We start from the raw sequence: 19,104 nt of genomic DNA, 5'->3' as shown, positions 1-19,104 counted from the left end.
CAGTCCTCTCCCTTTTTCATTTCTCCCTCGAAACTGTCGCCGGACCGTCACCCATTTCGGGCAAGGGACCGCGAGGAAGAGGAGAAAAAGCATGTTCGCGGTCACCGACAGATTGCTGTTGCGGCCCGGCTGGATGGAAGACGCTCCAGCCCTTCATCAGGCGATCGCCGACGAGGAGATCGTCCGCAACCTGGCAAGCGCGCCCTGGCCTTACCGGCTGGCGGACGCAGAGGCCTTTCTTGCATCCGAACCCAAGCCCCAGGACGTCAGCCTGGTCATATTTCGTCGGACCCACGGGGCGCCCCGGCTGGTCGGGGCGATCGGCTTCGCCCGCAAGGCGAGCGGCGAAACGGAACTCGGCTATTGGATTGCGCGCCCTTATTGGGGTCTCGGCTTCGCCACGGAGGCCGGGCACGCGATCGTCGCGATGGCGCAGAACAGCCTTCGGGTCGACACGCTCACCGCCGGGCATTTCGTCGACAATCCCGCCTCCGGCCGGGTGCTGCACAAACTCGGCTTTCGTCCCACGGGCACGATCGCCATGCGCTACAGCGCCGGGCGCGGGGCGGCGGCGCCGTCACGGCTGTTCGAGCTTCGTCTGCGCGAGGAGACAGAGGATCCGGTCGCCATCGCAGCCTGATCGTGCGAACAGCACGCGTCAGCGCAACAGGCTACGGATCCGACTCTCCCCGCCCGAGGCAGCAAGAAGCCGTTTCGCCGCCGCCAGGAACCCGTCGAAGCCGCCCAGGATGGAAGTGACGAACAGGTTCGACAGGGTCGGGCGGACCAGAAGCAGATCGACGCAGTCGATTCCGTCGGTTGCGAACTGCCGCTTGTGCTGTCCGTCGCCTTCGGTGAAATCGAAGAAGCGAAAGCGATCCTCCGCCATCAGCTGCCGCATCGCCTCGATCTGCAGGACGCTGCCTGGGGAGAGAGTGGCATGCGCCGGATCGTAGCCAAGATGGGCATAGAGAAGCACATCGCCGTCCGCCGGCGCATAGAGATAGGCGATCGCGCGGCCGTCGAGATGGAGCAGCCAAGCCCGCACGGCATCGCGCGAGGCCAACGCACACATGTCGGCAAGCGCATCGGGACCGTCCGGCAGGCCTGCGTCGAGCAGCCTTTCCTGATAGCTCAGCTTCGATACCTCGCGCGCCGCGGCGTGAAAGGCCCTGATCTCTTCCGGCGTCCTGTGGCAGCTGATCGCGAGAACGCCGCCGGAGCGTACGGCCAGCTTCCTCGACTTCCGCTTCAGGGTCGAGCGGCCCTTCGCCGAAAGTCCCGCCCAATAATCGTCGAAAGCGAGATCGAGGCGTGCATAGCGTCGCCAGTAGCGTTGGCGAATGAAGGCCCTTAGCTCAGGATGCAGTGCAATAAGCCCCGCGCGCCAGGCGGCAGGCACCGACGTGATCAGATAGCCATCGTCACGCCTCGCCAGCGGCACCAGGCGGGGCAGGTCGGCAGCCAAAGCTTCGGCAAGCGAAAGACGATAAGGGACGAGCCTGCGCCGCAACGTCCAGATGGTGTGCGCCCCCATCTGGAGCGGCAGGGCGATCTCAGAGGCCGACAAGGGGAAGCAGGTCCAGCGTCGATAAGGGGGTGCCGCCGATCGCCGTCGCCGCAGTCGCCGGCCGCTCGTAGCGCGCGTCGGCCCAGAATTGCTCGGCGACCCGACCGGCCGTCTGCAGGGGACACGCCTCCATCGGTTGGGATCCGCTGGATTCCGGAAGCGCATCGAGCGCCGTGAAGCTGGTGGTCGGAAATTGGCTGCGATGTGCGGCGAGAAATGCGATCAGGCCATCGAACCGCTTGCGGACGACCTGGTTGATCCGGCGGCCATCGCGCGTCGCAAGTTCGAAACTGTGGCTGACGATGGTAACGAGGCCATGGTCTTCCGCTTCCGCGTGCCGCATCGCCGACTGCATTTCCGCGCTCGATATGGCGCAAAGCTGCAGCGGCCGGAGCGCGCCGTTGCGGCGGCGCATCAGCGACACTGGAATTTCATTCACGCCGTGATCGCGGACCGGATCGATCAGGTCGGCCGCAAAGGGCAAGGCACTTGGCCAGGGAGCAGCGGCACCATTGTGGCTACTGTCGAAATGGATGCCAAGTTCCCGAAGCGCGCCGAGGGTCCGGGAATCGGCGGCGTAGCTACCCGATCGGAAAGCCACCGGGGACGGTGCACCGGCGGCGATCAGGAGGTTGCTAGCGGTCTCGATCAAGCGCAACTGATCCGGTCCGTCGAAGTCGGTCAGGTGAAAGCGCGGCTTTTCGTCCTCACCGGCAGCCACATCGTGCCAGAAGCTGTGGAGATGGAGTTGCACCTCCTGTCCGGCCTCCACGACCGGCGCCACCATGCGGCGGATCGGATCCAGCCCGAAAACGAGCGCAGGCATCGGATCGACGAAGAAGCAGGCCTTGAGATCGTGTCGGCGCAGCAGTTCAAGCTGATAGCTGATGCCGACGCCAGCCGGTTCGCAGCTGCGATCGAAAAGTCTGTGCCAGTTCTCCCCGGGCCGGAAATGACGCCAGGCGAGTTCCGTATCGATGGTGATCAATATCTGCGTGGTCATTCCGCGTCCTAGCGGGCGGCGCGCAAAAGAAAGGTAAACGCCAAACGAGCGGGTCAGGCCGCCAGCCAAGCTGCGGGCGGCTGGCGACTCTCTTCCCGGGCCATGCCGGTCAGCCGGTCGGCGAGGAAATCCAGGACGGCCCGAACCCGCGGCATATGCCGCAGCCTTTCATGGGTCATCAGCCACAGGCCGTGGGTGTCGTCGGCGACAGGATCCAGGCACCGCACCAGATCCGGATCGCGATCGGCGACGAAGCTGGGCAGGACCGCGAGGCCGAAGCCGTCCCTTATCGCCGCCAGCAGGCCGATCGCGGAGCCATGATGCATCGCCACCGCTTCCTCCAGATCATATTGCCTGAGCCAGGCCTGGTAGCGCGGCCAGACGCTGCCACCACCGCCGATGAAGACATGTTTGCGCAGTTCGTCGCGGGTGCGGGGCCGGGGATGGGAGGCCGCATAGCCGCGGCTGCAATAGAGCGTCCACGGATCGGCGACGATACGCCGGCCGACCAGACCGCCACCGCCGGTCGGCGCCTTGCTGCCGCGCAGGGCGACATCCGCCTGGCCGCTGCCAAGGTCCCTCACCTCCTCGCTCGTATCGAGTTCGATCCTGATCTCGGGATAGGCTTCGTGCAGGTCGCGCAGAATAGGCGTCAAAATGGTGACGGCATAGATTTCCAGCGTCGTCAGCCGGACCGTGCCGCGAAGGTCCCGGGACTGGCTGGCCGCGGCATCGGCGAATGCCCCGGCCGCCGCTTCGACGGCCCGGGCCTGTTGGAGCAGGGATTCGCCCGCCGCAGTCAGCGCATAGCCGGCCTGGCGCCGATCGAACAATGTCACCCCCAGCGCCTGCTCGAGCGCAGCGACCCGGCGCGCGGCCGTGGTCTGGCTGACCTTCAGGGCGCGACCGGCGGCGAGCGTGCTCCCGGTTTCGGCCACGGCAAGAAAGGAGCGAAGATCGTTCCAATCGAACATGGGGCCATTCTGCGCTTTTGCATAACGAATGCGCAACATCGTTGTTAGTCTTCGGTGCCGAGCAGGCGTAAAGAGACTTCACGTCAGCGCTGACGGTCAACACAATCCTTGGAGACCGTCATGAAAATCATATTCGCGATCGTCGCCTTGGCGGCGACGACCTGCGCCATCCCCGCCAACGCGCAAGATGTTCGGGACCGCTCGGAAATAGTGCACTACGCCGATCTCGATCTGGCCACCGATGCAGGCCGGACCGAACTGGACCGGCGGCTTCGGGTGGCGATCAAGGCCGCCTGTGGAACCGCGTCCGATGCTCATCCTGGCGGGAAGAACGAGGTCCGCCGGTGTCGGGAGGCAACCAGGGCCATTGCCGCCAGACAGCGGGAAATCGCCATGGCATCCGCGGAGCGGCGATCGGCGACGCGATATGCATCGGAGCGATGAGCGGATCGAATCCTTCCTCGAGCAATCGGGGGAGGATTTGAACGCCTGCCTGGCTATGGCGCGGGCGCTTCGCTCATCGCGGTGCGCCTTCGCTCTTCCACAGCGATCAGGGCACGGTCGTCATGGTTCCAGGGATGGAAGCCCGGCATGAAGAAGCTCGCCCAGGCGCCCAATATCTTGCGCATCATTCCCGGCCGGACATAAGCGAACCAGAACAAGCGCCACCAGGCCCGCGGGCCGGTGATGCCGTCCTGCCGCAGCAATTCCAGGCTGCCCAGCGTCCGATCGACGACGAAATTGCGCGTGACGAACAGCATCACCTTCGCCTTCACCTTCCAGCGCTTGAAGCGCGGCCAGCCGCGCGTGGCGTGCAGCCAGGTGTCGTAGGCGACGCCCTTATGTTCGATCTCCTCGGCCGAATGCCAACGCCAGAGGGCGGCCGATTCCGGATCGGCGCCGGCCAGATGGCGCGGGTCGCTGAGCAATTGGTTGGCGAGGATGGCGGTGAAATGTTCGAGCGCCATTGTGGCGGCAAGGCTGGCGATCGGGGGCTTCGATCGCACAAGGTCCAGCCTGCGATCCACCCGCCGTTCCAGCGCCGACATGTCATAGCCGGCGTCCAGCGCACGCTTGTTGAACGCCACATGCTCGCGACTGTGCATCACTTCCTGGGTGGTAAAGGCCTTGATCTCGGCAGCCAGCCGGGGCGGAGCGCCGTCGCGGAACCGGCGCACGCTGTCGACGAAAAAGGCTTCGCCCTTGGGAAAGGTCGCCGACAAGGCGTTGTAGAGCGAAGTGGCGACCGGGTCCCCGCCATTCCACCAGCGTTCTGTCCGGCTGCCCCGTCCGAAACGGAGGTCGCGCGGCGTGATCGTCAAGTCGAAGGGTGTCGTCGCGTGCGTCATGCTGTATCTCCGCACTATGAATGGCTACTACTTACATTGTTGTCAATAGTGCGCGGGCGCCTGACACAGGAAGAAAGCCGGGCCGCCGCGCTCGATGCGGCGCGAGACCTGCTGATCGAGGCCGGGCCGCAGGCCGTCACGCTGAAAGCCGTGGCCGCCAGGATCGGCCGGACTCATGCCAACCTTCTCCATCATTTCGGAACGGCGGCCGGGCTCCAGGGGGCGCTCGCCCGGATGATCGCCGAACGCGTAACCCTCGAAATCGGCCGGGCAGTAGAACTCGCCCGCCAAGGGCAGGCAGACCCGCGCGAAATCGTCGATCGCACTTTCGACGCGTTCGCACGCGAAGGTGCCGGTGCCTTGGCGGCCTGGATGATGCTGTCCGGCAACCGCGATGCCTTGAACCCGGTGCTCGACGCCATCCATGGCCTGGTCGATCAGCTTCGCGAAGGCCATGAGGACCGGCCGATCCGGGCGGTCACGCTCTGGCTGGTGCTGGCCGCCTTGGGAGATTCGCTGCTCGGCGCCCCGATGGCGGAAGCGCTGGGTCTGGAACGCGGCACGGCGCGGGAGCTTGCGACAAGGCAATTGCTGGCGGAAACCGGGCTGGGCGCCATTTAGGGTCCGGACCCAGGATCCGGTTCCGGGGGTGGTTCAAATCCCCCTTGCCTTACTCTACAGCCCCGCAATGCATTTCCTCGACCAAGCAAAGATCTACATCCGCTCCGGCACCGGGGGGCCGGGCGCGGTCAGCTTCCGCCGGGAAAAATATATCGAATATGGAGGGCCGGACGGCGGCGACGGCGGCAAGGGGGGCGACATCGTCTTCGAGGCGGTGGAAGGCCTCAACACCTTGATCGACTTTCGCTACACCCAGCATTTCAAGGCGCCGCGCGGCAAAGGCGGCGCCGGCAGCAACCAGACCGGCGGCGGCGGCAAGGACCTCATCATCAAGGTCCCGGTCGGCACCCAGATTTTGTCGGACGACAAGGAACATGTGCTCGCCGATTTCACCAGGGCCGGCGAAAGGCGCGTCTTCCTTCGCGGGGGCGATGGCGGCCGCGGCAATGCCAGCTACAAAAGCTCCACCAACCGGGCACCGCGCCAGCACGGCACCGGCTGGCCGGGCGAGGAGATGTGGGTCTGGTTGCGGCTGAAACTGCTTGCCGATGCGGGGCTGGTCGGGCTTCCCAACGCCGGCAAGTCGACCTTCCTCAACGCCGTCACCAATGCCAATGCCAAGGTCGGCGCCTATCCCTTCACCACGCTCCATCCCCAGCTCGGAGTCGTCCGGCACCGCAATCGCGAATTCGTGCTGGCGGACATTCCCGGATTGATCGAGGGGGCGGCCGAGGGCGCCGGGATCGGCGACCGCTTTCTCGGCCACGTCGAACGCTGCCGCGTTCTGCTCCATCTGGTGGATGCCAATGCCGAAAGTGTCGCCGACGCCTATCGCACCGTGCGCGACGAACTCGACGCCTATGGCGCCGGCCTGGTCGACAAGCCGGAGGTGGTGGCGCTCAGCAAGGCCGACACGCTCGACGAGGAACTGATGGACGCGCTTGCGGCCGAGCTCGAGGCCGAATGCGGGTCGCCGCCCTTGCGTGTTTCGGCGGCGACCGGCGCCGGCACCGACGCCGTGCTGGACGCGATCATCGCTCATCTTCGTGCCGAGACTCATGCCGATACGCCGGAGCCGGGGACCTGGTCGCCCCTATGACGGCGGCGGGCAAGATGCGTACCCTCGCCGTCACCGGCGGCACAGGTTTCCTCGGCCAACACCTTCTGCGCATGGCGCTGGCCAGCGGCTATGATGTGCGCGCGCTCACCCGCGGCTGGAAACCACCGGAGGACGAGATCAGCTGGGTCGACGGCGCACTCGACCGGCCCGACAGCCTCGTCAAGCTTGCAAGCGGCGCCGATGCCGTGGTCCACGTCGCCGGCCTGATCAACGGGCGCAACCGCGCGGCATTCGAAAGCGTGAACGTCGCCGGCACGACGAACATGATCGATGCCGCCAGGAAAGCGGGCGTCCGACGGTTCATCCACATATCGTCGCTGGCGGCGCGCGAGCCCGAATTGTCGAGCTATGGCTGGTCGAAATGCAGGTCCGAGAAGCTGGTCGCCGCGTCCGGGCTCGACTGGACGATCATCAGACCGCCGGCCATTTACGGCCCTGGAGATCGCGAAACCCTGGAATTGTTCAAAATGGCGCGGCGCGGCTTCGTCGCCTTGCCCCCGCCAGGCCGCTTTTCGATCATCCACGTCGAGGATCTGTGTCGCCTGATCCTCGCGATCCTCGACGAACCCGACAGCTGGGCAGAGATTTACGAACCGGACGATGGCAGGGCCCAGGGCTGGGACAACCGCCATTTCGCCCGAAGCCTCGGGCGCATCTTCGGGAAGAGGACGGCGACGCTGGCCATGCCAAAGCCGATCCTGCGCATCGCTGCCGGGATCGACCGCATCTTCCGGCGGGACGCCGCCAAGCTGACGCCCGACCGGGTCGGCTATTTCTGCCATCCTGACTGGGTGGTGACGCCGGGCCGGATTCCCGCCACCGATCTCTGGACGCCCCGGATCAGGACCGCGACCGGCCTCAAGCAGACCGCTCAATGGTATCACGACAATGGCTGGCTGAGGCTCTGACGCTCGCGCTTCGGGCCCAGTCAGGCTTTTGCGAGATATTCCCAGAGGAAGGCGATCATCGTTGCTACGATGCCGATCAGGAAGACGGCATAGGAGTGCGACAGATATTTATATTTGCGCTGATTGAGGACGCGGCCGTTCTGATAGAGGTCCCGGGCCATGGCGCGGTAGGCGCTTTCCTCCGTCCGTAGCGTGTCGATGACATGGTCGATATATTCCTCCTCGCCTATGTTCGCGAAGGAACCGAAAAAGAGAAAGTTGGTGCGCGCGTCCGATTTCTTGCTCGGCTTCATGATCTTCGGGCGGATGGCGATTACGGACAGTACGGTCGCGGCGAAAGAGAAGCCGAACAGGACCAGCATCGGCACCGTCGCCTTGTTGCTGGTGATTTCCCCCAGGGTCAGCGAGAAGACCACATAAGCCGCGCCCATCAGGATCGAGGCCTTGCTGTCCGCCATGGACGACAATTCGACATGGGTGGTCTGCGCCACGACCAGGAGGTTGTGCACCTCCTTGGGAAATTCATAATCGGGATGACCGATCGGCGGCTTGCTGCTGACCGGTGGCTGCGCTGAATCATCCGTCTGGCTCACCCCGCACCCCCCTTCGAAGCTGAGTCTGGGTTCCGGACCCTAGAGCCTGGTCGTTTGAAGTGGAAGCGCTTCGCGCTTCCACTGATGACGTGAATCAGGCTCTATTCAAATGTTTAGATCGCCCATCATCGGATTGCCAAGAGCGGACTCATCGCATGTGGCCCAGATAGATGAGGCAGAAGGCGGTCGCGCTGGCGACCAGCCCGGCCAGGAAGATGCGATAGGCGTAACCCAGCCAGAAATATTTCTTGCGCGCGAGCACCCTGCCATTCTGATAGATGTTGCGTGCCATGCTGTCGAAAATCTCACGATCATGACGCAAGATCTCATGCATCCTGGCGACATAATCCTCTTCCTCGAGATGGGCGAAGGTGCCGAAGAAGAGCAGATTGTCCCGGTCCTTCGCCTTCTTCGATCCCTTGAACGCCGGATCCACGGCCAGGATAGTGCACAAGGCGGCGAAGAAGGCTGCCCCGCCCAGGATCAGCAGCGGCAGCGGCATCGACGCGTTCCGCGCCTGGCCGATCGCGACGGTAAAGATCGCGAAGGTGGCGGCCATCAGCAGATTGGCTTTCTGATCGGCCATGGCCGAAAGCTGGACATGAGCGTGCTGGATGGTGCGCATCAGATGCACCGCATCCGGCGAATATTCGGATCGAGGAACTTCCTTGCCGCCTTCCATCTTGGTCGCCCTGTTGCCGCCGCGGACGTTCGCACGTCGATCCCGGCTTGCCAAGCGTCGAAGCGAAGCGTCCCAATCCAGCCCTAAACTGGCCCTATTCGCTTGGCAGACCCTGCCCAGGCACATAAAGGCGAGGCCATGACCGACAGAGAAGAAACGTTCGCCAAAGTGGTCGGGCTGATCGCGCCCTTCAACAAGAAGGGGGTCGCACTGACCGAAGCGACCAGCTTCGCCGGCGATCTGGAATGGGACAGCCTGATCGTGATGGACTTCGTCGCCTCGGTGGAGGACGAATTCGACATCCTGATCACGATGAACATGCAGGCGGATATCGAAACCGTCGGCCAATTGGTCGATGCGGTCGAAAATCTCGTCCACGACGGCGAATGACCGGCACCCGCCGCCTCGCTCGGGCGGCCCCGCGGCCGAAGGGCATGATATGAAAGACCTTTTTTCCAAGTTCGATCCGCTGATCGCGGAGCGCCAGGCATTGCTGGACACAGGTGTTCGCGATCCTTTCGCGATCGTGATGGACGAAGTCCTTTCCCCCACCCGCGCCATCATCCAGGGCAAGGAAACCATCCTGCTCGGCACCTATAATTATATGGGCATGACGTTCGACCCGGATGTGGTCGAGGCGGGCAAGAGGGCCCTCGACGAATATGGATCGGGCACCACCGGCAGCCGCGTCCTCAACGGCACCTATCAGGGCCATAAGGAATGTGAAGAGGCGCTGAAGACATTCTACGGCACGAGCCACGCGATAGTCTTCTCGACCGGCTATCAGGCCAATCTGGGTCTGATGTCGACTATCGCCGGCAAGGAGGATTATATCATCCTCGACGCCGACAGCCATGCGTCCATCTATGACGGTTGCGCACTGGGCAACGCCAATATCGTCCGGTTCCGCCACAATAGCGTCGAGGATCTCGACCGGCGTCTGGGCCGGTTGCCGGAGGCCGGGGGCCGGCTGGTCGTGCTGGAAGGCGTTTATTCCATGCTCGGCGATATCGCTCCGTTGAAGGAGATGGTGGCGGTCGCCAAGAAACACGGTGCCATGATCGCGGTGGACGAGGCCCATGGCATGGGCTTTTTCGGCCCCAACGGCCGGGGCGTGTTCGAGGAAGCGGGCGTCGAGGCGGATGTCGACTTCGTCATCGGCACCTTCTCGAAATCGGTCGGCACGGTGGGTGGTTTCATCGTCTCGAACCATCCCAAGTTCGAAGTGCTCCGCCTGGTCTGCCGTCCCTACGTGTTCACCGCATCGCTGCCGCCTTCCGTGGTCGCCACCGCTGCCACCTCGATCCGCAAGCTGATGCATGCCGGAGACAAGCGCGCGCACCTTTGGGAGAATAGCAGGCGCCTTCACAAGGGGCTTCGCGACCTGGGCTTCGACATCGCGACCCAGGAGGCGGAATCGGCGATCATCGCCATCCTCCTCCCCGATCAGCAAGCCACGGTATTGATGTGGCAGGCGCTTCTGGAGGCCGGCGTCTATGTCAACATGGCCCGCCCGCCGGCCACGCCGGCCGGCATGTACCTGCTCCGATGTTCCCTTTGCGCCGAGCATAGCAGCGATCAGGTCGACCGGATCCTGGAGATGTTCGCCGGCGCTGGACGTGCAACAGACTGTATTGAATAGGTTTTTCCGGAAGATGGCGATTGATGCAGGCAATCGGGACCAGCCTGCGACCAAGCCGCTTTCCTCGCATCCCCGCTTGATCTAGAATCGGCCACATGCCGGGGGACGATCTCGACGCGATCAGCGATGGTGGCTCGACCTCTTGGGGCCGGCTGGCGAGCGCGGGCGCGGTCGTCGCGACCTTGCTGCTGATCGCCCTGATGACGATGGTGACGCTGTCCAATCGCGACCGCGAACGGGCGCTCGCATGGGAACGCCATAGCTATGACGTGATGCTGCTGACGCGGACCGCCGACGCGACGATCGCGCGCGCCGAAGCCGCTTTGGGCCGCTATGTTCTCGACGAGGAGCAAAGGACCGGATCCATCTATTACAGCGAGTGGCGGCTCGCCGGACGGCAGATCGAGGAGCTGCGGCGGCTGGTCCATCTCGACGTCAACCAGCGCGCTCGCGTGCGCGATCTCGAGCGCCTGTATGAAGAACGGGGCCGCGAGCTTGCCGGAGCGGCGGCGGCGGCGCGGGGAAAGCGCGGCAGTGGCGGCATATCCTTATTCTATCAGGCGGGAATGACCGAGCGCGGGCCGGACCTTCGCGACAAGCTGGCCGCGATCGCCGCAGCCGAACGCGAGGATCTTCGTCGCCGCATGGCGGTCACCGGCAGATCCGGCGAGCAGGCCGATCAGCTCGCCGAATGGCTTGGCTGGCTGGCAGTGCTGATCGGTCTTGGCGCCATCGCGCTTGGCATGGCTGCGTTCCGCGCAATCAGCGAGCGGCTTGCGGCGCTCCGCGAGGCCGACAGCGAGGCCTATCGCGCGCAGACCCTGGAGCAGGCGGTGCAGGAGCGGACCCACGCACTGGTCGTCGCCAATGAACGGCTGCGCGCCGAGGCCCATGAACGGGAAGCTGCCGAGGCGCAGCTCCGCCAGGTCCAGAAAATGGAAGCCGTCGGCCAGCTGACTGGCGGGATCGCTCACGATTTCAACAACATGCTCGCGGTCGTGCTAGGAGGTCTCGATCTGGCGCGAAGGAAGCTGAGTGGCTCCAAGCGCGACGTGGAATTCCATCTCGACAGCGCCATGGAGGGCGCCGTCCGCGCGGCAGCCCTCACCAGGCGGCTGCTCGCCTTTGCCCGCGCCGAACCTCTGCTCACGGTCGGCGTGGCCCCCGCCGAGCTCATCGAGAACATGCTCGACCTGATCGATCGTTCGATCGGCGAGCGGATCAACGTCAGCACCCGCTTCTCGGACGAGAAATGGCAGGTCCGCGTCGATACCAATCAGCTGGAAAGCGCGATTCTGAACCTTGCCGTCAATGGCCGCGACGCCATGGACGGGGAGGGCCAGCTGGAGATCGCGATCGACAATGTCACGCTGGACGAGGCCCAGGGCGAGCTCGTCGCCGGGGACTATGTCCGGATCAGCGTCGCCGACACCGGATCGGGCATCTCGCCGGAAAATCTCGACAGAGTGTTCGAACCCTTCTTCACCACCAAGCCGATCGGCAAGGGTACCGGACTCGGGCTGAGCCAGATTTTCGGCTTCGCGCGCCAATCGGGGGGCGATGTGACAATCCGGTCGGAAGTGGGTATCGGCACAACCGTTACCCTCTATTTGCCGCGTTCTGCAGAGGCTGCCGTGCAGAAGGCGGAGTTCATCGACCCGCGCCCAGAGCGCGCCGCCGGGCCGGAGAACACATCCATCCTGGTCGTGGAGGACGATCCGAGGGTCAGCCGCGCGACCGTCAGTTCGCTGGTCGAACTCGGTCACCGACCGATCGCATGTTCGGGCGGCAAGGAAGCGCTGGAAATATTGCGGCGCGAACCGGGGATCGAGCTCATCATCACCGATATCATGATGCCCGAAATGACCGGTCCCGAACTGGTCAGGGAGGCGGCAGCGCTCTATCCCTGGATCGCGATCCTGTTCGTGACCGGCTATGCGGGCGAAGCCGGCGAAGGCGAGGATCTGAGCGGGTACGACATTCTGCGCAAACCCTTTACCGTGGCGGGCCTCGCCGAGGCGGTGGCGACTTCATTGGCACGCCGGGTCAGCGAATTGCCCCCCGCTTCAGCAGCTGCGGCAGCAGGATGAAGGCCGCAAGCAAGGGCCAGCGCCTGTGCCACGGCTTGATCCTGATTTCGGCGCCCGAATGTCGGCTGATTTTCCACGCCAGATAATCGACTCCGCCGGCATAAGTGAAGCTGGCCTTGGCAAGCCGGATGATGGACAGCATCTTGCCGTGCCGCCGACGCTTTGCCCATAGCCGCGCGGCCTTGCGGCGCTCTGCCGCACCGACCGGCGCCAGCATCATCCTTCCCTTCTCGCCGAGCCGGCCAATACCGGCTGCCTCCAGCGCAGGGCCGGTGAATCGCCGGTAGCGTTCGGGATCGGCATCGACGACGGAGGCGGCGCGATGCCTGCGTTCAGCCCGGAGCTCGGCCGAATAAGTGAGCGCGAAACCAAGCCGCCACAATGCAAGACGATCCTCCTCTTCGTCATCCAGCATCGGTCGCGCGGCGCAAAGCAAGGTCGGGGCGGCCTCGGCGACGGCGGAGACGGCCGCGCTCGCGGCGGTCCCATCGGCACTCCACACCAGACGGCTGGGCTGGGCGAAGCGCGCCCAGACCGAGACGGACAGGGATGCGGATCGATTCAGTCGGGCAAAGTCCGCTTCGCTCAGCACCGCATATTTGGCGACGAGTCCTTTATGGGCGAAGGGGAAGACATTGGGCGGTATCGTGCGGTTGGCGCGGGTCAGCCAGGTCTTGCCATAGGCCTGTTCGTAGCTGGAAACGATCAGGTAGAAATCGAGCATCAGCCCGTCGAGTTCGGCCATGCGCAGGCAGGACCCATAGAAGAGCACTGCCCGTGCAGCGTTGGGGTAAAGAGCGGCGAGCGCGGCCGCCATCGCCCCGACCTTCGGTTCGACGGGCAGTTCCAGCTCGGCGCGGACGAGTTCGGAAAGCGTGTCGGCCATTTCAATGCCGCCTTCAATGACCCGAGCGGTCTAGCTCAGGCGGCAAGACGGAGGAAGGGCACCGGCGCGGTCGGCTTCAAGACGATCGGATGATCGATCCGGGCTTCGAACAATTCGCCGTCCAGAATGACGCTGGAATGATCGCCCTCGATACGGATTTCATCGCCACGTTCCAGGTGCACGCCCGGCATGCGGAGGCCGCCGAGACCACCGAACAGGGTTCCGATCAGGGCACGCAGCATCACCATCGGCCGCCGCTCGATGATGAGCAGCTGCAAGGCACCGGCGGCGGGGGCGCGGCCAGGCAGATGGCTCCTGAGCAGGAGCTTTTCGAGCGTCGTCACCATCAGCAGCGCAAACCGGCCCTGGACCTGTCCATGCTTCAGCACCGACACCTTGATGGGGACCGGGCGCGGCGGCAGGAAGGCGGCTCGAATTCCGAAGACGATCGAGACGATGGCCGCCAAGGCCGTCAACAAGTGACTGAGGCCGTTGGGGAGGCCGAGCGGATAGATTTTGTGACGGCAGAACAGGATCGTGTCGGCAAGTCCCGCTCCCCCCAGAAACATGCCAAGCACCGTGCGTCCGCCGACGGTGCCGTCCGTGAGCGCGATCAGTTCGCGCGAGACGATATTGGGCACCATGTCCGTTCGCGCGAGCTCCAATACCCGCTCGAGAGCCGCCAGCGGATCGTCGCCCGCACCGAGATCGAAAGCGATGAGATTGGTCTTGCCGTTGGGAAGAACCGCGACCGGAGGAGGATGATCGCCGAAATGGCGACCGTTGAAAATCTCGGTCAGCGCCGCCTGCACGGTACCGTCACCGCCATTGATTACCAGCACCTTGGGATTGACGAGGGCGATGGTCTTGAGCGCGGTCCCGATCTGGTCGACATGCTCCACCTCGTAATGGAAGATGTCCTTATGCTTGGCGCAGAAATTCCTGACGCCGGGGAGAAGCGCCCTGTTACCCGTCGACCGCGGATTGGAAAGAAGGGCGACCCGTGCCATGATCAGCGACCGACCGGCCCGATCGACAGGCCCTTCCGATAATTGAGGACGACCTCGACCGGCTTGACGCCTTCGCCCACCGCGACCGCGACCTCGCGGTGTCGGGGTTTGAGCCGAGCCAGCGATATTTTCGGATTGCGGGAAAATCCGCCCCCGTCATTCCACCCGGACCGGCCGTTGCCATCGGTGTCGTGACGGACGGCGATCGCATAGGTTCCCGGTCGCGGCACCGCGACGCATATTCCCATAGACGATGAGGTGACTGGGAGGTCGATCCTGCGCAGTCCCTTGCCCCTGGCGAGAAAATCGGCCGGATTGCTGCCATAAACCTGAACGCGGAGACGCCCATTGCGATTCTTGAACCCGGAAACGTTGACCAGGAAGGCAGGATGCTCCTTGCCCGCATCGCATCGTGCTGCGTCCGGTCCGAGCCCCGCCCCGGCCGGCACCAAAGGCAGAACCGTCAAGGCAACCGCCGCGAGCGAGGACAACAGTTTGAACATGACCAGCTTACTCCTGGGAGCTATAGCCATGCCGCAGCGGACATGGCCGGTTGTCACCAAACCCCCATCCGTGCAAGTTCCGCTAATCTTGCGGCCAAAATATGGTCATGGGGCGTCTAAAAGTTGAGCATCGCCACGCTAACCGATCGCTACCTCGCCAAACTGATCTTCGTCCCGCTGGTCGGAACGTTGGTCCTGGCGGCAATGCTGCTGCTGCTCGAAAAGATGCTGCGCCTGTTCGATTTCGTCGTCAGCGAAGGCGGGCCGGTCGACGTCGTGTGGAAAATGCTCGCCAATCTTGTGCCCGAATATATGGGCCTCGGCATCCCCATCGGCCTGTTGCTTGGCATTTTGATCGCCTTTCGGCGCCTCGCATTATCGTCGGAACTGGATTCGCTGCGCGCCGTCGGCCTCGGCTTTGGCCGCCTGATGCGCGTGCCCTATGCCTATACGCTGGCGCTGATGGCCATCAATCTCGCGATCGTCGGCTTCATCCAGCCCAAGGCGCGCTATGCCTATGAGGAATTGCGTTTCGAGCTTCAGTCGGGAGCCCTTGGCGCCTCCATCAAGGTCGGCGAGTTCACCAATCTCGGCAAGAGGATGACCCTGCGGGTCGACCGCAGCGAAGATAAGGGCCGCATCGTCCACGGTGTGTTCGTGCGAGCCGAAAGCAAGGGCGGCAAGACGCTGGCGGTCAGCGCCGGTCATGGTACATTCCTTGCCACCGACGATCCGGACACGATTCTCCTGCGCCTCACCGATGGACGGCTCGTCCACAATGCGCCGAACTACAAGGCACCGCGGGTGTTGAGCTTCACCACCCACGATCTGCCGATCGACCTTCCCGCCATCGCTAGTTTCCGGGGCCGCGGCGACGGCAATGACGAGCTGACGCTTCCCGAACTGGTACGCCTCGGCAGTTCGGACAGGGCGCCTGAGACGCTTCGCGACAAGGCACGCGCCAATTTCCATTTCCGCCTGGTCGAAGTGGTGATGATGCTGCTGATGCCGCTGCTGGCGGTGGCACTGGCAGTACCGCCCAAGAGGAGCACTTCGGGCCTCGGCATCTTTCTGTCGATCGTGATGGTCGTCACCTACCACAAGATCAATCAATATGCCGAGCAGATGGGCGCCCAGGGCAGGATCGATCCCGCCATCGCCTTATGGACCCCCTTCCTCCTGTTCGCCGCATTGATCGTCTGGATGTATTGGACGCTTGCCCACAAGCCAGGTGGCCAGCCGATCGGAGCCCTGGAGCGGGTCTTCGCCAAGACCAGCAAGTCGATCGGCCGCCTGTTTCGCCTGGGCCGGCGCCGTGCGGCGGTGCCGGCCGAATGATGAACCTTCAATTCTTCCCCTCGCGGCAGCTCGCCTTCTACATGGCGAAGCTGTTCGTCCTCCGCAGCCTGGCGGTTCTGGCGGCTCTGGTGGTGATACTCATGACGCTCGATCTGCTCGGCGAATCGGGCAAGATTCTCGCCCAGCCGGGCAATGGCGACGCGGAATTGTGGCGCTACGTCTCGCTTCGCATTCCGCAGCTCATTGCCCGGTTCCTGCCTTTTTCGGTGCTGCTCGGCACGCTCATCACCCTGGCGACGCTCAATCAGCATAGCGAGATCGTCAGCATGAAGGCGGCGGGCATTTCGGCCCATCAGATCATCGCGCCACTCGTTCTTGCGAGCCTCGCCATCGCGGCCTTGAGCTTCACCTTCAACGAGCGGGTGGTTACCCGGGCGACGGCGACGCTGAGCGCATGGGAGAAGGTGGATTATGGCCCCGTCCCGCGCGACACGGGAATGATCCCCAATGTCTGGGTGAGGCATGGCGACGACTTGATTCTGGCCCGCCGTGTCACCGGCAGCGGCAACGCGACGCGCCTTCGGGACGTGACCATCTACGAACGCGCCAGGGAAGGGACCAGCTTGGTCTCGATCATCGACGCCAAGAGCGGACGTCCGCGCGGCGACGGCTGGTGGTTCGAACATGCGTCGCGTTTCGATGTCGCTGCTGGAACCGTGACGGCCATCCCGGCAATGGCATCGCAGCAGGGGCTGGATCCGACCCAATTCACCTTGGCCGATGTCAGCGCCGGGGAGCAGGATTTCGCGACCCTGCGGGATTCGATCCGCCAGCTCAAGGTCGCCGGCCGGCCGACCACTGCGCTGGAAACAGGATTGTGGCACAAGCTGTCCGGCCCGCTTTCGGCCGTGCTGATGCCCCTGCTCGCGGCGGTTGCCGCCTTCGGCCTTGCCCGGGCCGGCCAACTCATGGTCAGGGCCGTGATCGGCATGGCGCTCGGCTTCGCGTATTTCGTCGCCGACAATTTCGCCATCGCAATGGGGGATCTCGGCGCATATCCCCCATTGCTCGCCGCCTGGGCGCCCTTCGCCTTGTTCCTGCTGATCGGCGAGACCGTGCTCATCCGGACCGAGGAGTGAATCGGGAACAGGCAGGAGTCGATCCGCCGGGCGGGATAAGCCGCGGCGAGGTCGCGCGCGGCGCCGGCCTCGCCGGTCTGGCCCGCTCGGGCGCCTTGATCGAGGCGGTCGCGCAGCCGCTTTACATCTGGCTGTTCGGGCTCGCCGCCTATGGTCTCTATGTGGTGTTTTGGGGGGCCGTGAACCTCCTCGCCAACATCGTCGACCTGTCGATGACCAGCGCGCTGCAGCGGACCGTGCCGACCGAAGATGCGGAGGAAGGCGCGCATCGCGCCGTCAAAGGCGCCTTGATCGTTGCATTGATCCCCGCTTTCGCGATCGCGCTGATCGTCACGCTCAACGCCGAGGCGGTCGCCGGCATATTTTCGGCGGCGCCGGCGGACCGGGCGGCGATGCCGCGGGCGGTGGCCCTGTTCGTCTGGGCCTTGCCGTTATGGACCTTTATCGAGGTAGCGACTTCCGCCGCCCGGGCGCGACGCGCGTTCGGACCGGAGATCAGGCTGCGCATCTTCTGGGAGCAGATAGCCCGCATTCTCTTCGCTTTGAGTTTTTTCGCGCTTGGCTTCGCGACGCTGGGCATGATGGCGGCGCATCTCTGCTCGCTGGCTTTGACGGCTATCCTCTGCGTTCCGCTGCTGGCGCGCTATTACGATCTGAAGCTGTTGGTGCGGGTACCGCTCCGGCGGGCGCCGCTATCCTCCCTGATCGTCTCGGGTCTGGCCTTGCTGCCGGCCAACCTGTCGCGACGCATGCTGATCGACGCACCGCCGCTGGCGCTCAACCTGATGCTTCCCGGAGCGGGCGGCGCCGCCGCCGCCGCCTTGTTCGAGATTGCGCGCAAGATCGCGACGGTGCCGCTGATCGTGCGCCAGGCATTCCAATATGTCATGGCGCCGTTGAGTTCGGCGCAGGCGCGCGTCGATCGCAAGGCGATCGCGCCGCTCTATCGGTTCGCCAGCCGGGTTTCCACCGCCCTGGTCGTCCCGCTGGTCGGTCTGCTCATCTTCGCGTCGCTGGACATTCTCAGTCTTTATCGGCCGGAAGCGCTGGCGGCCTTGCCCTTGCTCTACATATTGGTGGCTTCTCGCGCCGTGGAGGCCGTGGTCGGCCCGGCAACGCCGATCGTCGAGATGATCGGTCATCGCGGCCTGCCCTTGCTCAACAGCCTGATCGGCCTCGCCTTATGGGCTGTGTTCGCTTGGCTGCTAGTGCCGTTGCATGGCCCGATCGGCATGGCGATTGCAGTGGCTGCGGCAACGGTGGCCACTTCGGCCGCGGCAACCGTCGAGCTGCGCGTCAGCGACAATCTTTCCCCCTTCGACGGCAAGTTGGTCCACGGGCTGGGCATGGCGCTTCTGGGCGTCGCGATGATGGCTCTGGCGGCGGAGGTGACCGGCGGTCCTGTCCGCTTCCTGACCGTATTGACGATCTGGGCCGCGACGAGCTGGTGTGCGCTCCGCTTCGGGCTGGTGCGCGGCGATCGGGAGGCGCTCGGAGGCTTTGCGAGACGGCTGCGCCTGCTATGATCGCCAAACGCCCCATCCCGGTCTCAAAACCGCCTTATTGCCTATTCATGACGCGAGCACATATTGGGCGGGATATACGAAGCAGTCCGGCCCTCCAGCCCTGCGGTTGCAACGATTAGGAATATCAAGGTGAAACTGGCACAGTCCCTGCGCCCGAGCTTCTGGAATCAGTCGCATCATCTCGACAAG

Annotated in this window: 20 protein-coding genes and 1 tRNA gene; 12 read left to right on the top strand and 9 right to left on the bottom strand. The window is 64.3% G+C overall.

What is annotated here, in order from left to right:
- Positions 1-91: 91 nt before the first annotated feature.
- On the top strand, positions 92-640 hold the full coding sequence (locus RQX22_RS06450; RefSeq protein WP_315724773.1) for a GNAT family N-acetyltransferase: 549 nt from the start codon (positions 92-94) through the stop codon (positions 638-640).
- An 18-nt stretch (positions 641-658) separates the two neighbouring features.
- Here the strand turns inward: RQX22_RS06450 and RQX22_RS06445 are convergent, their stop codons facing one another.
- The 3 genes from RQX22_RS06445 to RQX22_RS06435 are packed head-to-tail and all read right to left on the bottom strand — an operon-like array spanning position 659 to position 3,547.
- The gene (locus RQX22_RS06445) at positions 659-1,570 is read right to left on the bottom strand and encodes a GNAT family N-acetyltransferase (protein WP_315724771.1); all 912 of its coding nucleotides are present in this window, start codon (positions 1,568-1,570) and stop codon (positions 659-661) included.
- Positions 1,557-2,573, bottom strand: coding sequence for a polysaccharide deacetylase family protein (locus RQX22_RS06440; RefSeq protein ID WP_315724769.1), 1,017 nt, complete (start codon positions 2,571-2,573; stop codon positions 1,557-1,559). Before RQX22_RS06440 ends, RQX22_RS06445 begins: the two co-directional genes overlap by 14 nt.
- A gap of 53 nt (positions 2,574-2,626) precedes the next feature.
- Complete coding sequence (locus RQX22_RS06435) at positions 2,627-3,547, bottom strand: LysR family transcriptional regulator (RefSeq protein ID WP_315724767.1); 921 nt, start codon at positions 3,545-3,547, stop codon at positions 2,627-2,629.
- Positions 3,548-3,667: 120 nt separating this feature from the next.
- Between RQX22_RS06435 and RQX22_RS06430 the strand changes: the two genes are divergently transcribed.
- Positions 3,668-3,991 (top strand): UrcA family protein, encoded by a 324-nt coding sequence (locus RQX22_RS06430; protein ID WP_315724765.1) that lies wholly within the window; start codon positions 3,668-3,670, stop codon positions 3,989-3,991.
- Positions 3,992-4,044: 53 nt separating this feature from the next.
- Here the strand turns inward: RQX22_RS06430 and RQX22_RS06425 are convergent, their stop codons facing one another.
- Positions 4,045-4,896 carry a metal-dependent hydrolase gene (locus RQX22_RS06425; protein ID WP_315724763.1) on the bottom strand — a complete coding sequence of 284 codons (852 nt, stop codon included), beginning with the start codon at positions 4,894-4,896 and terminating at the stop codon, positions 4,045-4,047.
- 39 nt (positions 4,897-4,935) lie between these two features.
- Here RQX22_RS06425 and RQX22_RS06420 point away from each other — a divergent pair, with 39 nt between their 5' ends.
- From RQX22_RS06420 to RQX22_RS06405, 4 genes are all read left to right on the top strand, one after another.
- Positions 4,936-5,517, top strand: coding sequence for a TetR family transcriptional regulator (locus tag RQX22_RS06420; RefSeq protein WP_315724761.1), 582 nt, complete (start codon positions 4,936-4,938; stop codon positions 5,515-5,517).
- Positions 5,478-5,569: transfer RNA gene (locus RQX22_RS06415), tRNA-OTHER, on the top strand. Before RQX22_RS06420 ends, RQX22_RS06415 begins: the two co-directional genes overlap by 40 nt.
- 15 nt (positions 5,570-5,584) lie before the next feature.
- Positions 5,585-6,616 (top strand): GTPase ObgE, encoded by a 1,032-nt coding sequence (gene obgE / locus RQX22_RS06410; protein ID WP_315724759.1) that lies wholly within the window; start codon positions 5,585-5,587, stop codon positions 6,614-6,616.
- 14 nt (positions 6,617-6,630) lie between these two features.
- The gene (locus RQX22_RS06405; protein ID WP_315724757.1) at positions 6,631-7,545 is read left to right on the top strand and encodes an NAD-dependent epimerase/dehydratase family protein; all 915 of its coding nucleotides are present in this window, start codon (positions 6,631-6,633) and stop codon (positions 7,543-7,545) included.
- 20 nt (positions 7,546-7,565) lie between these two features.
- Here RQX22_RS06405 and RQX22_RS06400 read toward each other — a convergent pair whose 3' ends face one another.
- Entirely contained in the window at positions 7,566-8,138 is a 573-nt protein-coding gene (locus RQX22_RS06400) for a Pycsar system effector family protein (RefSeq protein WP_315724755.1), read from the bottom strand.
- A 148-nt stretch (positions 8,139-8,286) separates the two neighbouring features.
- Positions 8,287-8,874, bottom strand: a complete 588-nt coding sequence (locus RQX22_RS06395) for a Pycsar system effector family protein (RefSeq protein ID WP_315724753.1) — start codon at positions 8,872-8,874, stop codon at positions 8,287-8,289.
- A gap of 84 nt (positions 8,875-8,958) precedes the next feature.
- Here RQX22_RS06395 and RQX22_RS06390 point away from each other — a divergent pair, with 84 nt between their 5' ends.
- The 3 genes from RQX22_RS06390 to RQX22_RS06380 all read left to right on the top strand — a co-directional run bounded on the left by RQX22_RS06390 (position 8,959) and on the right by RQX22_RS06380 (position 12,552).
- Positions 8,959-9,210 (top strand): acyl carrier protein, encoded by a 252-nt coding sequence (locus RQX22_RS06390; RefSeq protein WP_315724751.1) that lies wholly within the window; start codon positions 8,959-8,961, stop codon positions 9,208-9,210.
- Between the two features lie 49 nt (positions 9,211-9,259).
- On the top strand, positions 9,260-10,462 hold the full coding sequence (gene spt / locus RQX22_RS06385) for a serine palmitoyltransferase (protein WP_315724749.1): 1,203 nt from the start codon (positions 9,260-9,262) through the stop codon (positions 10,460-10,462).
- A 95-nt stretch (positions 10,463-10,557) separates the two neighbouring features.
- A complete protein-coding gene (locus RQX22_RS06380) occupies positions 10,558-12,552 on the top strand; it encodes an ATP-binding protein (RefSeq protein ID WP_315724746.1) in 1,995 nt (664 codons plus the stop codon).
- Here the strand turns inward: RQX22_RS06380 and RQX22_RS06375 are convergent.
- From RQX22_RS06375 to RQX22_RS06365, 3 genes are read right to left on the bottom strand one after another with little or no spacing between them, the layout of a single operon-like run.
- On the bottom strand, positions 12,509-13,438 hold the full coding sequence (locus tag RQX22_RS06375; protein ID WP_315724744.1) for a hypothetical protein: 930 nt from the start codon (positions 13,436-13,438) through the stop codon (positions 12,509-12,511). The genes RQX22_RS06380 and RQX22_RS06375 overlap by 44 nt on opposite strands.
- A gap of 35 nt (positions 13,439-13,473) precedes the next feature.
- Positions 13,474-14,448 carry a diacylglycerol/lipid kinase family protein gene (locus tag RQX22_RS06370; RefSeq protein ID WP_315724743.1) on the bottom strand — a complete coding sequence of 325 codons (975 nt, stop codon included), beginning with the start codon at positions 14,446-14,448 and terminating at the stop codon, positions 13,474-13,476.
- Between the two features lie 2 nt (positions 14,449-14,450).
- Positions 14,451-14,951 carry a DUF2141 domain-containing protein gene (locus RQX22_RS06365; protein ID WP_315724741.1) on the bottom strand — a complete coding sequence of 167 codons (501 nt, stop codon included), beginning with the start codon at positions 14,949-14,951 and terminating at the stop codon, positions 14,451-14,453.
- 129 nt (positions 14,952-15,080) lie between these two features.
- On the opposite strand from RQX22_RS06365, the gene lptF reads away from it, so the two are divergent.
- The 3 genes from lptF to RQX22_RS06350 are packed head-to-tail and all read left to right on the top strand — an operon-like array spanning position 15,081 to position 18,915.
- Positions 15,081-16,289 (top strand): LPS export ABC transporter permease LptF, encoded by a 1,209-nt coding sequence (lptF, locus tag RQX22_RS06360; protein ID WP_315725536.1) that lies wholly within the window; start codon positions 15,081-15,083, stop codon positions 16,287-16,289.
- The gene (gene lptG, locus RQX22_RS06355; protein ID WP_315725534.1) at positions 16,289-17,389 is read left to right on the top strand and encodes an LPS export ABC transporter permease LptG; all 1,101 of its coding nucleotides are present in this window, start codon (positions 16,289-16,291) and stop codon (positions 17,387-17,389) included. Before lptF ends, lptG begins: the two co-directional genes overlap by 1 nt.
- Positions 17,386-18,915, top strand: coding sequence for a lipopolysaccharide biosynthesis protein (locus tag RQX22_RS06350; protein WP_315724740.1), 1,530 nt, complete (start codon positions 17,386-17,388; stop codon positions 18,913-18,915). Before lptG ends, RQX22_RS06350 begins: the two co-directional genes overlap by 4 nt.
- Positions 18,916-19,104 lie beyond the last annotated feature (189 nt).

The organism is Sphingosinicella rhizophila, assembly GCF_032378825.1.
In the GTDB taxonomy this organism is placed as follows: Bacteria; Pseudomonadota; Alphaproteobacteria; order Sphingomonadales; family Sphingomonadaceae; genus Allosphingosinicella; species Allosphingosinicella rhizophila.
Note: the sequence above shows the minus strand (reverse complement) of the source record. Positions and strands in the feature narration are given on the sequence as shown.